This is a genomic window from Propionivibrio sp. (assembly GCF_047602565.1).
GTDB lineage: Bacteria > Pseudomonadota > Gammaproteobacteria > Burkholderiales > Rhodocyclaceae > Propionivibrio.
In genome coordinates this window covers 153766-167560 of the sequence record NZ_JASGGX010000001.1, presented here as the reverse complement: position 1 = coordinate 167560, position 13795 = coordinate 153766, and the positions used below count along the sequence as shown (strand labels likewise).

Below are 13795 nucleotides of genomic sequence, written 5' to 3'. Positions count from 1 at the left end.
TCCGGCGGAAGCTCAGGCTTTGTTTTCCCGGCAAAGCTAGTATGATGAAACCGGGAATTTGGCAGGCATGGGGGAGCGCAAGATGCTGAAAAGACTCCGTTTGGTCGCGCGCAGAATGGTGCATCAGGCCTCCAGGAAAGCGGTCTCGTGGCTGCCAAAGAGTCAGCGCTTCAAAGTGTTTCGCTCATTCGCCGACTGCAACCCGTCCCCGAATCCCAGGCTGGTCCTGAAAATCGCCGAAACCCGCGAGGAGCTGGAGGCCTGTTTCAAGCTCCTGCACGACGCTTATGTGGACAGCGGCTTCATGAAACCGCATCCGTCCGGAATGCGCGTGACGATCTATCACGCCTTGCCGACGACGACCACGCTGTGCGCCAAATACGACGGCAAGGTGGTGGGAACCATTTCTCTGATTCGTGAGAGCGCCCTCGGCGTTCCGCTGCAGAAAATCTTCGATCTGAGCGCCGTCCGGGCAAAGAAAGGGCAGATTGCCGAAGTATCCGCACTAGCGGTGCACAAGGGGTTTCGCAGAACCGGCGGCAGCATCCTGTTCCCGCTGATGAAGTTCATGTATGAGTACTGCACGACCTTCTTCGATACGCGACATCTCGTCATCGCCGTCAATCCCAGCCACATCGAGATGTATGAGTCGCTGCTGTTCTTTCAACGGCTCACGGCGAACGTCGTGGAAAACTATGACTTCGTGAATGGCGCTCCCGCCGTCGGAGCGACGCTCGATCTCAAGGAAGCCCCGGAAATCTTCCGCAAGCACTACGCCTCCAAACCGCCGCACCGGAACCTTTACGCCTACTTCACGCAAATCAAACTGCCCAATATCGAATTTCCGAACCGGCGCTTCTACACCACGAACGATCCGGTATTGACGCCTGACCTGATCGACTATTTCTTCAACGTTCGCACCGATACGTTCCGGAATCTGAGCGCCAGGAAAAAGGTACTGCTGCACACCATCTACGATTTGCCCGACTACAGAGAAGTCCTTCCTGAACTCTCGACGGGGGCCGACGCCATTCCTATCCGGCGCCATGAACGTTTCTCGGTGAGGTGTCCGGCGAAACTCATCGTACAGGGACAGGGGACGGAAGAAGGCCACGGAATCCCCATCGAAGTCATCGAAGTATCGCGCTATGGCTTCCAGGCTCGCGCCAACAAGCCGCTGCCGCTGAATGTCTGGTTCGAAACGGTCGTGCAACTCGGGCGCAGCGACATTTCACACATACGTTCCCTGGCGCTGCGCGGCAACAACAATGGAGCCGACGGCTTCTACGGTTTCAGTTTGGGAGAACCGGATCTCCTGTGGCGTAAGTTCGTGTCGGCGCTTTATCACAGCAAGACGTATTCCGATCTCGAAACTCCGACCCGGTTTTTGCATGGATGATTTGGGTACGGGGAAAGGGACGACTGGGATAGTCGTAAATCGCAATCTAGGTAATAATGGAAAGTGTTGCATCTCCAATAAGCCGCAGCATGTAAATTGCGGGTCGATTTGTACAAAATAATCGTTGCAAAACAACACTCAACCTCTTTGTTGCGTGCAATTAACGCGACAACGCAACAGCAATTACCAAGATCCCGACGTCTGATGCAACACCGCGAGCGCGCCAGACCGGACACGCGGTCGTCAGTCAGCGTCCTTGTCGGTCGCTTCTGATTCAAAGCTACCGTCCCAGCCGTCGAATGGATCGCGGTCCTGAATGCCTTGCTGACGATCATTCATGAAATCTGGGGGAACGTCGACCTGACCCGCTTTGCGACGCTGGCAGCCGCGCCTGCCAACCCAACCGGCTCGGGAACCCCTGAACTCGTCGTCCTTGGCGCGCCCATTCTGCTTCATTCAGGGGATGATCAGGTCTAAAATACGCAACTTCAAATAGCTAAAAACAACTCTTTAGGGGGAATAATGATCCGGGACGCACTCCAGAATCAGCTTCGCCTGCAAGTTTCCAGCCTTACTGGCGATGATTTCCAAGAGTTCGTTGTCGAACTTATGCACCATCGTTACGGTTCAGATGGCTTCATGGCCACACGCCGGGTAAAGGATGGCGGCGCAGACGGGATTATCTTCTCCAAGAACGCAGTGATAGCTTGTTGGGGGCCCGATGGGCAAGCTCCATCCAAGGTGAAAAAAGCTTTCGAGAAAAAGGTACAGGGCGACCACACTTCCTACAAGCAAAACTGGCACGTCACGTACCCCAACTGGATCGTGGTGATCAACCGAGAGCCTGCGCCACACGAAATCAAATTTGTTGACGAATTACAGGCCGGAAGTCCGGTCATGGGAATTGATGCAATTCTCCACATGATCAACAACGAGCTTACATGCGCAAGCCGTCGCAAGGTTGTTGAGAGCCTGAAGATTTCTACCGACCTGCTTTCGCTGGATGTTATTAGTGGGCTATTGGAAGACATCCTTAAAAATGCAGACGGCGATGGGGTAATCGAATACAACTCACCGCTCTACGTGACCGATAAGATTCGCTTAAATTTTGCCCCCCATGAAGTCGATACCGTCGATCAGGAATACAGCGATCTACAAGAAGAGTATTTCGTCGCCATTGCGAGTGCCTTCGAGGCTTTTGATGACGAAGAGAAGAAGCGAATCAAGCGCCGAATTCGAAACGACTACGTATCAGCCTATGGCGATTCTTTTGCTGTGAAGATCAACAACCTGACCCTTCAATATCTTGGCAAGTATTCAAGCGTCGATGACGGCGAATACCGCGACATCATTCGGGCATTGCTCTTCTGGATTTTTGAACAATGCCTGATCGGAACGCAGACCCCCGCCGAGAAATCGGGATCACACGTTGCTGAGGTTGTACTTTGATCCTACCGCACCCGGAAAGCGACCTGTCGATGAACATTATGGTCATGGCGGCAGACATTATTCGCTTCCTAAAAAAACGTGGGAGTTTCGTTCTCGCTGCATTGCTAATGGAAGATTTCCTAAAGAAAGACAAGCGCAGAACACCGGATATGTTTATCAACTCAGTGACATTCCTTTTCGCCCTTGGCTACATAGAGCAGGAGAATTCACGCCTTCGCCTCGATGAATCCGCTATTCACCGAGTAGAACAACTTTCCTTTGAAATGCCCCCCTATGCTTGAAGAACTGTACTCCGACTCCGGGCTGCTGAACAAGGAGGTTGAGTTTCGACATGGGCTTAACATTATTCTTGGAAAATACGGACGGAATAAGCAGGAAAGCGGTATCAATGGGATCGGCAAATCATCCCTCATCCGCTTGATCGATTACGCTTTGCTGTCCGAGGGCGCCGACACACTATTTGCTCAGAAACGATACGACTTCCTTCGCGACGAGCACCATACCATAACGCTTAAGCTGAAAATTCTTGGCGAGAGTCACTATATCCGCCGTAGTTTTGGCAAGAAAAAGGGAATCATCGAGTTTGGCACAAGCCCGAACAGATTGTCCGATTACGAAATTCGCGAAATTCGATCCATCCTAATCGACAAGATGTTTCCAATCACTGACGAATCGGTTCGTTATGAAGGGGATAGGTTCCGCACCCTCTTCAATTTTTTCGTGAAGGACGATCTGGACCAAAGGCAGCGATCCGACCCGCTTGACTTTTTCCCGTATCGGGCTACGGCGCATGAGAAATTCGCATACAACTTCTTTCTGCTTGGGCTGCCAAACGATGCTTTATTTGAATATGGTTCACGTCTCAAGCGCTATCGCGATCAACAAAAATTCGTCAAAACACTGACGGAACAAATCGAACGCTCAACCGGCAAGAAATTATCAGAATTCAAATCTGAGCGCTTGGTTCTTGAGCAACGGGTATCGCTTTTGGAGAAGAGCCTACGCGACTACAAGTTCCTTGAAAAGTACAAGGAGATTGAAGCTAGCCTTTCTACCATCAATGATCAAATCAACGATCGGCTAAAGACCTTTCACTCACTATCAAGAAAGCTCAAGCGTCTTCGTGAATTGAGCGTTTCCTCGCTCAATATTGATGTTGCTGAAGTAACATCAATGTACGAAGAGCTTTCAACTGCCTTTGCCGCTTTGGTAAAGAAGCAGTTGGACGAGATTATCGAATTTAAGAAAACCCTTATAGAAAATCGCCTGCGCCACAACCTCGAAAGAGAAAAACATATTGAGTCATCTTTGCGTGAGGTTGAGTTAGAAATCACAGCTCTAGAGAACCAGCGCGCGGCCCTCCTGCACCAACTTGAAGAAAAGGGTGAGCTAGATAGCATTGCCAACACTTACGAAGAATTAGCTGCCGAGAAATCCGCTTTAGAGAAGAACGTCCAAATACTGCACAGAATCGATGAGACCAATGGCGAGCTTCAAAAGATTGATATTGACATCTCTGAGGCTCGGGTATCGATTTATGAAGACATTCAAGGTGCCGAAGACAAGCTGGATGCTCTTCGCACCTTGTTCAGAGAGATCGTCGATAACGCCATTTTGACAAGCTCTGATCTTAGTGCTTCCGCCTATTTTGACGTGTCAACAACTTCTAATACTAGGCGCAACCAAATCCCGTTTAATGTTGGAATTGAAGTACCCAAGTCGGACGCTCTTGGGCGTTTCAATTTGAAACTTGTCGCCTACGACTTATTAGTATTCCTGCATTCCGTCAGGACACAACGGCAACTTCCCCGATTCTTGGTTCATGATGGTGTTTTTCATGGCATTGCCAAACGGACAATGGTTAACACCCTCAACTACGTTCATCGACAAAGCCAGTTGTATCCTGGATTCCAGTACATCGTGACGTTCAACGAGGACGAAATTTACATTCCGGAAGAGCGCAAAGAACTTGATGGAACATTTGATTTCAGCTTGGATGGCGCTGTTGTTGCTCGATATACCGATAGCGATTCAGGAATGATCTTCAAGCGTGCATTCGTTTAGGGCTTTAAGGTGTGCCATTTCTGATTGCTCCTGATGGCAGGAGATAGAAAGACTAGGCGGGGAACCTTGGCGCCATATTGAAAGAATATTTCTTCCACTCGCGATAACGGCTTATCTCGACCACTCAACTACTTTTTTACAGGCCTCATGACACTCCAACATCGCGATTTTGTTTGGGAATGCGATTACGGCGAGCATTCCCGGGTTCTCCGTGTGCTTAAAACCCTTCTAGCAGATCAGAATGCAGACGAATTGGCGATGTGTGCACTATTCGTCAACAGCAATCCATACAACCTGGAATTCTTTGTTGTTCTTGGGTATGAGCGACCAACTGACAACCAGATTCAGGCGATGAGAGACTTGTTGCGCTCATGCGGTGCCCGATATAGGCCCGACATCCCGATGGATGAGCTGCTTGCCGAGTCAGGGAGGAAGCGATTCAACATGGCAACCGCGGCTCAACCCGACAGTGTCGATATTGCTGAGTCCTTGTTCCGCTTTAAAGAGCGATCAGAGATCGCGACGGTGATTTCGATGCGCCCCCTTGGGAAAACCTTACCAGTTTTCATCAGCCATGCCTCATATGACAAGCCGTTTGTCGAAGATGTCATCCCATACCTCACCGCAAAGGGGCTGCCAGTTTGGTACGACAAAGTCAGTATTGACTATGGACAAACGATAGTTACTGCAATTCAGGAAGGAATTTCTTCATCCGGGGCGGTGATTTTCTTCGTTACGCCCTATTTCCTAAAGTCATCTTGGTGCGAAAAAGAGATGGAGGGCTTCCTCACTCGCTTCGGTACTGGTCATGACATACTGCTACTTACCGCTGTTGATAGTGCTGTTGCACATGAGGACCTACCGTTATTTCTTCAAATGAAGAAGTATGTCCGCCTTCCCGAAAAGGCTTCTTCGGCTGACCTGGCAAATGAGCTTATTCCAAGTATTCGAAAGCACTTTAAGCTCTAGCCTTTTGGTCCGCCGGCGCTGCACGATAAAGCCGCAAGGCGCCGGTGACCTTCACGTTATGTGACAGGAATCCACGTTGCATTGAGTTGATGGCGGAAGACTGACTATGAATAGAGATTGGATTACCCAAAAAAAGAGACTCGCCGAGCATTCGCGAGCGCAACTTGGGTTCCGTTGAGGGCATCAGTGAATAACAAGAAGGGAGATGTCAAAGACGTAGGCCATATTGGCGACTATTTTGGTTGTGGGTCTGCTGCATTTCCACCAGAGCATCGGAAGTTGGTGGAGGAGCACCTTGGCTGGAGCGATATTGGAATAGGGCATACCGTGGCGCCTTATGCTTATGAAGACGGTTATTACGCGTCCATCGACCAATTCCAGTACAACGATAAGGAGCCAATAGGCGTCAACCTCGTCTTCGAACATCTTCAGCCTGTGGTGGGTGGAAAACGATGGATATTGAATCCTGATTTGGTAGTTGCGCTCCGCCTAATTAAAGAGGGAGCGAACTGGGTTCGGCCTGAAGAGGATTTCGTTGTGGTAGCCCGCGAGAGTTTCAATGAAAGCGGCGAACATCAACTGATCGAGATCAAGCGAGAATTTCTCCTTGACTATTTGGCCGCAAGAAATCTTTCACTTCGCCTCTCCTATTACCATCAAAGAGTGGAAAACGTGCCATCGCTTGAAGGCAGTGACTACGCAGAACTGGCAGAACTTCAAGAAGAGCGGGACGGCGGCCGGTTTGAACTCCTCATCCGCGACATTAGTGACGTTTTCGGAGGGAGCTGGGCGATGTTCCGTGCCTGGCGAACGGACGTCGATGAAGATGAAGACGCTCCTGTGATGGGGCCAGAAAATGACCACAACACCGGCCATGAAAGCTCGAAAGGTCAACGTGGCGGTTATGAAGGTATTCGGGTTGAGGGTGAATTCTGGCGAGATGAATGGATTGAACATCAATCCCGAAGCATGCGAGTTCGTGGAGATGCAGACGCAAATCTCCCTCAGTTTATTGTCGAGACTGACGGCAAACGTATGGCGTCTTCCGAATTGGACAACGAAGATATTGGTCGATGGCTGTGGTTTCGTTCAAGTGTAGTGACCGACCTTCTAGGCCACCGCGGCTTCGCCCTGAAGTGGTACACGGCAGAGACTGGTGCTATTTGCTCGACTTCCGGCTACGCTACGCACTTCGGTATCAATTCGGCTGACTTGCTAACCGTCTACGCCTATGACATCGCTCGTCTCACAGCTTGGGAGCAGCATATCTGGGCAGCCCATAACGTTGCTCCGGACGGGAAGGTCTCAGGAGAATTGTTATCGGCGCAAGTCAAGACCCAACCGGCGTCTACACATGCGGTTGAGGAAAAGCTCTTTGGGAGCATGCGAATGCTCGAACAAGGCTTCCGCGACAAGTTCGGGGTTGCCTTGTTCAGCCACGATATCGATGACGAGTCGGCGATGCAGCAGGTGTCTCGCTTCCACAGCAGGGACCAGGCGTCATTGCTAAGACTGGCGAAAGAGCTTGTCCGCGTATTCTCAGACCGACTCAATATTCGCGACCTTCGCAAACTTTCAATCCACGCGGAGAAAGAAAAGCTCGGCTCAAACAAGCTTTTGCAAGATATATTGTCCCAGAAAGTTGGAACCGATAAAGCCCGCCAAGTTTTTGCCGAAATTGCTGGCACCTATGATATGCGCGTCGGTGATGCGCATCCGACTGGATCAAAAGTCACGGATGCCATCAAGCTCGCAGGCATTGACCAAAGCAACTCGTATCTAAGGCAAGGTGAGCAGCTTATCCACAACCTCGGGCGAGCGGTTTGGTTCACAGGTAAATATCTCTTCGAGAAATCTGAACCCCATGAAAACTAGGCTACATGCCGCATAACAATCGGCTTAACGCAGAACGGCAAACGGCCCTTCAGACTACTATGCGTGACAAAGGTATGTAACCGCCACGTTACAGCCTGAGTTTCGCTAGGAGTTCAATGGCAGTATTGGCCGACGATCGGGCCTCGGCCAATGCGGCCGTTCAGCTCTCGCGAACCGTGCGGCTGCAGTGGGTGTGGCTGCTGCCATTCATTTTTCTTCATCCCTGAAAGGCTACTTTTCTCCGCCAGTATGGTACGAAGCATAGGGCATATGCCGGTCGCGATCTAAAGCAGGTACAGGCGATCAGATTCCGGACTTAATGGCTGTATAACGAACTCGCCTCCCTGAATCCTGGCGACGGCGTGTATCGCAATCCCTGGCGCCGGTGTACTGATGTTTGCTTCGAGTACTCCACCCTTGCCAGGCGTCGCGTCAACGTAATAGTCACCTTGCTGAAAAACGTACGAGTGAGGGTGCAACGTAACACTAGAGCCGAGCGGACCACTTAGTTGTATTTGGGAAGGCTTATCTGATAACGCACCGACACCGAATTGGTAGGTGTACGGGGTGGTGTGACTTCCGGCGCGACTTTGAGCAAATTGGATGAATTTTCGTCCTGCTCCCCCCATCCTCACTGTGTGGAGAACTTGCGAGCTCACTGCGTCGTGAAGCAGACTGGGTTGTAACAGAAATACTCCATCCACGGCATAAGCTGGCTGCGCTGCAAGCTCGTTTGCCAATGCTTCGAGTAGGCCGAGGTCCGCGCTTTCGTGAACCCGCATATGGACGATTCTGCAGGTATTCGGTTCGTTGGGGGTGTGCTTTTCAATCTGTTGTATGGCCTTTCGCAAACCAGTTTTGAAACGGTCCTGCTCACTAGTGGGTTGGGCAGCAACGACGACAATGTGATCCGAGAGGCGTGCTGTACTTAACGGTTGAATGTGATTGTAGGGGCCTCCCCAACTCACGTATATCGCTTCATCGAATAGCAACCGCCTGCCGTCTGGCGCGCACTCACTTTTTAATAGCTCAACAACTGCGGCCTCGTGATGTGCTTCAAACGGAACTTGGGAGATCACAACAACCCCTCCCGATCTTTTTTCCAGTCCGATCCGGTTCTGCCACGCTTTGCGGATTCGACGCCCAGCCTGCTGGAACTGTTTTTCCTTGTCCGATATGTCGTGGTTCTTTACGGAGATGAAATGCTTCCATCCATTCCCATGATGCGCGATGGCGTCAAAACCTGGCTGACTATCGACTGCCAACTCGAGCGAACCATCGGGCACTGACAATTGTCCGAACGTCAGAATCTCGGAGATCAGACCGTGTGCATCGGCAGGAGATTTTTTGATGCGCCGAACGGTCTTCTTAAGCCACCCTGGTGCGAGATCCCGTACGCGTACCAAAGCACTGCCAAAGCAAACAAGCTCCGATGACGCGAGTGGATCCCGTCGAGCCCAAACCGATCCGATCCGATGAGTGCCATGCTGACTCAGCCAACGGACATCGAACGCCTCACCGACCGCGCGGATTAAATCCTCCGCGTGCTCCGCGTTTCCAAGGTGGTAAACGGGCCGCGGGCGTGTCGTATGGTTCTGCAATCTTGTTCCTCCTTCTTATCGTTGGACGGACCACATTAAACGACGGCAGAAGATAGGGCTAGTGCTCACGGCACGTTTCCGCACCAGATCTGGATCGACAGAAAACAGCGCGTGAATCAAGCCGCGCATAGCCGTCCCGAATCCGGCGTGATACTCACGATCGGTATTGGTAAAGGACCCGCCGGCGAGTTCGCCTGGAATGGCAGTTCTACTATGTTGCCTGCTCACTGATCGGTGATTGAAAACCAGAACCAGCGGAATCTCAAGTACCCCGGATCTAAATCTGGCTCCTTGGCCTACGCCAATCCGAGCCTAGGCTTTGTGAGGTAACAAGCCCTCAGCCAGAAGCTGAATCCAATCAGGGCGAGATGTCCAGTTGATTGCGAACCTCCTTGAAATTCTCATAAAACTTCATCCATTTGCTCATACCCCCCATTTCCCCAACGGCCCGAATCATGGCGATGTGAGAGGCACGAAGGATATCGACTTGTTTTTCTAGTTCGGCAATTCGCTGATCTTTGGTTGCCAATTCGGCCGCGATGCTCTCTTTAGATCGCTTTGTCTGGCGACCCAAGTGTTTGCGGATTTCCCGCTGCTTCATCTGAAACTGACTGACCAGTGCCAACTGCTCCGGACTTCTTGTGATGGTGGATGCGTGACCAATAGCTGGGTGTAAGCGAGCCACAGCACGTGCTGTGATGTCCTCGTTACGTTCCAGCAAGCCTTCAAGGATTTCAATCAAAGCCGTGTCAGCAGGCTGCTTTTCATCAGAGCTCTGGGCGGACATCAAGCACACTCCTTGGTTGCGTATTGGACTCGGACAAGTCTTTTCCGTCTGGAAAAACGGCATGGCCATGCGGTGTGGCCAGTACCTGCCGAACTGCCTCCAGGCGGTTCTTTACGTGTATCAATTGATTGTCTCTGCCAATCGTATTGGCAGGACGTGCGGCAACGGCTTCCAAGGCGTTTTTGAATCGTCCTTCAAGTTGAATAAGATGCTGCCGCTGTTTCGGCATGTCGGTCGCCGTTAGATGGCGACACCCGGCGAAACACTCAAGATGCTTCGGGCAAGGATCAACGGTAAAACTGTTGATGCAATGCCCATAGGGCGTTGAATGAAATCCATCGGCCTCGATCTTCAGGAACTCGAAGGCGTCGTCATCGCCCCGCGTTTGCTGGATCTTCTTGAATGCTTCGACGATTGGGCCAGTTGCCTTTCCAGCTTTTATCAGGCGCGCGACGGTCGCCGCCTTACTTCCCAATGCAATCTCAACCTCTTGCGACAGCTCGATTTGCTCAAGATCCTCAGCCAAGCTTCGATGATCGTATTCGTAACTCTGCGCGACGCTTTTGCGATTAAAACGTTTGGTGATGATCGTGTCGGCAACGCCGAGCCTGAACAGCTCGGTGTTCTGTAGATGTCGCAAGGAATGCGGTTTTAACGACAATGATCGATCTTCATCATTCTCTCCGTAGCAAGAGAAGAGGGTAGGGTAGCCATCATTCTCTTTTCCAGAGAGGGAAAGCATCATCATCTCAGGACTAAAACGGCCGACCGAATAGTACCGAGTGATGTCGCAGAGCCCATCGTTTCGCCCTTCAGCAAGTGCGCGTTTTGGCATCAAGAACATGAGATCCCACGGTTTGATTTCATCGCCGGTCGACAAACGGAAAGGCGACTGATCAGAGAGTTTCGTCTGGATTCCCGCGAGATAGTCTTCCATCTCTTCCACGCGAAAGAAGACCTCCGCCCATTGCATTCGGGCATTCCGCCAAAGAGATCCATCCTTTTGGCGGAACGCGATCTTGCCCTTGAGCCGATGATAGAAGACATAGAGCGCGGGAGACAGCCCGACGGAGGTGAAACGCAATTGCTTCAATTGACTGTGGTAGAGCTCATCGAAGTACTGATAGTTAAAGCCGGCCCGATACTTGGTTTGCCACATATTCTGCTCGTCGTCAGATAGGCCCAGCAACACAGGATTTCCAGTGAGGAAAGGGTAGAGTTCAACGGCGGAAATCAGCTGATCGCGTTGAAACCACGGGAGAATTCGGTTTTCCTCGACTTGGCGTCGAAGTGTTTCCCGCAAAGGCTGCGTCAATCTGACAGACTGATCAAGCGCCTCTGTCAGAACTTCCTCAAACATCTCCGGCACATATTGAGTTGCCTCAAACAATGCGACGCTATCGGCGTTTTCGCTCTGCTGCTTTTCGGCAAAATGCCGCAGCATCAGCGCCTTTGAGTACCCGCCAAGTTCGCCGGCCGCGCGACCGGAAGTGTCGTAATACTCGCGCACGCGCTTCCAGTCCGCTGGCAGTAGACTGGCCTCACCCACACGAAGCCCACACAGTAGGATCACCTTGGCTTGAGCAAATCGAAGTTGATCAAGAAAAGTTCTCGGATTCTCTGTGAAAACAATACGCACCAGCTCCCAGAATGCACGACGTTCAGGGAGTTTCTCGGCGTGTTTTCGGGCCACGAGATCAGAACGTAGCTCATCCACAGATTTTGTGTGTCGGGCTCGTTTGTTTCTAACGCCTTGGCGCTCGAACGATAACAAAGGGGAGAGGGGGCCAACGTCGGCAATATGGTTCGCGTCAATCAGTGTTTTCACGAGTCCAAGGACGAGGTCGGCCAATTTCCCGGAAGCCTGAATACCCTTCGCCACGTCATAAGCAAACGCAATATCGTCCAGCCGCAAATCCCAGGGTTCGCGACCCATCGCAGCAGTCGCCAACACCCTCAATGGCCGGGCAACATTCTGAATGACGTGTCCCGTCGTGTTTTTCTTGAAGAAAAGTTGTTCGACGACCGCTGCCTTGAAGAACTCGATCCAAGCAGGTGATAGCGGTGTTTTCTCGAGCGCAGTGAGGTTCTGTTGTCCACGTTTTTCGTTGATGGATTGCAAGGCCTTTACATCGAGACCGAAATCGCGCACCCAGTGGACAGGGGGAGGGGAGTCGTTCACAAACTGCGTGATGTTCCACGCATCTTCCTGCACTGCCATTCCGTCGTCCTGGAGCCGAACGTCCCAGAGAATTCCGCGATCGCTTGCCAGGCGCCGGCCAAAATCGACATACGTGCGGTAATGCTCATTCATCTGCGCGTCCTTCAATTTCCGCAATTATCGATTGCACGTTAGATATTGTCCGCTTTAACTGAAGGTAAGCTGGCGAGTTTTCGTCACCTCTCGATGCTTCTGAGAAGAACGACACTACTGACCTAAAGTCCGCCAGCACTTGGCGGTGGATATCAAGATCGTTGAGAGGCATGAACTTGTAGCACCCGTAGCACGCGGTTACTGGATTGGACGGGCAAGATGTTTGTTGCCAGTTGCGGTTGCATAAGGCGAAGCGCAGGAGGTGCGCTATAACTTCGTCCTCGGTCAAATCGAATTCCTGCGCGAACCGTCGGATTGTGGTTGCCATCCGTTCGCCGATCTTCATGGGTTTTCTGGCTTGTCGGTATTTTCGGGTCCGTTCCGCGTCAGTCATGGCGTTGGCCTTGGGTGGGCGTCCTCGCCGTACAGCGCGAGGCATGCCCGGCAGTTCGGCCGTGAGGGCGGCCGACCGGTCAGCTGCTTTCATCCGCATTGCCCTCCGGTAAAGTCGGATTTAGTCCACATGCCGGGAAGTTCGTTGTCATTGTCTGGCGTGAGTTTTTCTGCTTCCGCCTCCTTTCCGATTTTGACCAGTTCGCGGATTCTCTTTTTTGCTCTTTCTCGGGCGTATTTATCGCTGTTGGTTAGGTCGCTGGTGATCACCGATAGGCGTCCTATGCAGTAGCTATCGAGGTTTTCGTCAGGAATGTTCCATCCGTTTTCTTCATGTTCTTTTTTTGCTTCCATTCTGAGTCCATTCCGCAGATATCTTGCTTTGTCAGTCATTTTCGTGTCCTTATACAGTAGTTTTTGGGGTGTTCTGGAAGGCCGGTTTCCCGGTCTTTGTGTTCTATTGACCGCGAGCTTTTGCGATCGCGGCACGGGCGTTTCTGGCCAGTTCATACAGGCGGTCGGCGTTTGAGTTCCATCCGTGGTTAAAAGCCTTTTGGTTTGCGCCGTCTCTGTCGTATCCGATGACTCTGGGCGGGCCAGCTCGCAAGGCTTCGATCAGCTGTTCCGCTGCCTCCAGCAATTCCGGTGCGGCCGCGATCAGTCGGGCGTTGTCTTTTTCAGCCCCCGGAGTTTCCGATTGCTTTCCGTACCAGCAGACTCTTGCAATACGGTCGTTGTTTGCAGCCAAAACCACTAACCCGCCGGCGTCTCCGCAATTGGCATCTACTTTCCACGGTCCCGGCGTATGCCTTCCTGCCCTGATCTGGACTGATGCATCCCGTTCCTTGGGGTTGTTGGTGGTTTGCGGTTGAGATTGCTTTTGCATGATTTCTCCTTTCTTGGTTGTGATCCGTCCTGATTGCAGTGCCCGTGCCGTCGGATAC

13 protein-coding genes are annotated in these 13795 nt (G+C 51.7%); 7 read left to right on the top strand and 6 right to left on the bottom strand.

Annotated elements, in window-relative coordinates; translation table 11 throughout:
* The first annotated feature begins 82 nt into the window (after window positions 1–82).
* From QM701_RS00790 to QM701_RS00760, 7 genes are all read left to right on the top strand, one after another.
* Entirely contained in the window at window positions 83–1399 is a 1317-nt protein-coding gene (locus tag QM701_RS00790; protein ID WP_415165212.1) for a GNAT family N-acetyltransferase, read from the top strand.
* A gap of 321 nt (window positions 1400–1720) precedes the next feature.
* Window positions 1721–1876 (top strand): hypothetical protein, encoded by a 156-nt coding sequence (locus QM701_RS00785; RefSeq protein ID WP_415165211.1) that lies wholly within the window; start codon window positions 1721–1723, stop codon window positions 1874–1876.
* A 45-nt stretch (window positions 1877–1921) separates the two neighbouring features.
* Window positions 1922–2848 (top strand): hypothetical protein, encoded by a 927-nt coding sequence (locus tag QM701_RS00780; protein ID WP_415165210.1) that lies wholly within the window; start codon window positions 1922–1924, stop codon window positions 2846–2848.
* Between the two features lie 29 nt (window positions 2849–2877).
* Window positions 2878–3129, top strand: a complete 252-nt coding sequence (locus QM701_RS00775) for a hypothetical protein (RefSeq protein ID WP_415165209.1) — start codon at window positions 2878–2880, stop codon at window positions 3127–3129.
* Window positions 3122–4912, top strand: coding sequence for a DUF2326 domain-containing protein (locus QM701_RS00770; protein WP_415165208.1), 1791 nt, complete (start codon window positions 3122–3124; stop codon window positions 4910–4912). The genes QM701_RS00775 and QM701_RS00770 overlap by 8 nt, the downstream gene beginning before the upstream one ends.
* 147 nt (window positions 4913–5059) lie before the next feature.
* Complete coding sequence (locus QM701_RS00765; protein ID WP_415165207.1) at window positions 5060–5881, top strand: toll/interleukin-1 receptor domain-containing protein; 822 nt, start codon at window positions 5060–5062, stop codon at window positions 5879–5881.
* A 186-nt stretch (window positions 5882–6067) separates the two neighbouring features.
* Window positions 6068–7756 carry a hypothetical protein gene (locus QM701_RS00760; RefSeq protein ID WP_415165206.1) on the top strand — a complete coding sequence of 563 codons (1689 nt, stop codon included), beginning with the start codon at window positions 6068–6070 and terminating at the stop codon, window positions 7754–7756.
* Between the two features lie 284 nt (window positions 7757–8040).
* On the opposite strand, the gene QM701_RS00755 is transcribed toward QM701_RS00760, so the two are convergent.
* From QM701_RS00755 to QM701_RS00730, 6 genes are all read right to left on the bottom strand, one after another.
* Window positions 8041–9357 carry a hypothetical protein gene (locus tag QM701_RS00755; RefSeq protein ID WP_415165205.1) on the bottom strand — a complete coding sequence of 439 codons (1317 nt, stop codon included), beginning with the start codon at window positions 9355–9357 and terminating at the stop codon, window positions 8041–8043.
* Between the two features lie 358 nt (window positions 9358–9715).
* Entirely contained in the window at window positions 9716–10144 is a 429-nt protein-coding gene (locus QM701_RS00750) for a hypothetical protein (RefSeq protein ID WP_415165204.1), read from the bottom strand.
* Window positions 10125–12458, bottom strand: a complete 2334-nt coding sequence (locus QM701_RS00745; protein ID WP_415165203.1) for a hypothetical protein — start codon at window positions 12456–12458, stop codon at window positions 10125–10127. Before QM701_RS00745 ends, QM701_RS00750 begins: the two co-directional genes overlap by 20 nt.
* The gene (locus QM701_RS00740) at window positions 12451–12945 is read right to left on the bottom strand and encodes a hypothetical protein (protein ID WP_415165202.1); all 495 of its coding nucleotides are present in this window, start codon (window positions 12943–12945) and stop codon (window positions 12451–12453) included. Before QM701_RS00740 ends, QM701_RS00745 begins: the two co-directional genes overlap by 8 nt.
* Window positions 12942–13244 (bottom strand): hypothetical protein, encoded by a 303-nt coding sequence (locus QM701_RS00735; RefSeq protein ID WP_415165201.1) that lies wholly within the window; start codon window positions 13242–13244, stop codon window positions 12942–12944. Before QM701_RS00735 ends, QM701_RS00740 begins: the two co-directional genes overlap by 4 nt.
* Window positions 13245–13308: 64 nt before the next feature.
* Window positions 13309–13737, bottom strand: a complete 429-nt coding sequence (locus QM701_RS00730) for a hypothetical protein (protein WP_415165200.1) — start codon at window positions 13735–13737, stop codon at window positions 13309–13311.
* Window positions 13738–13795: the final 58 nt, after the last annotated feature.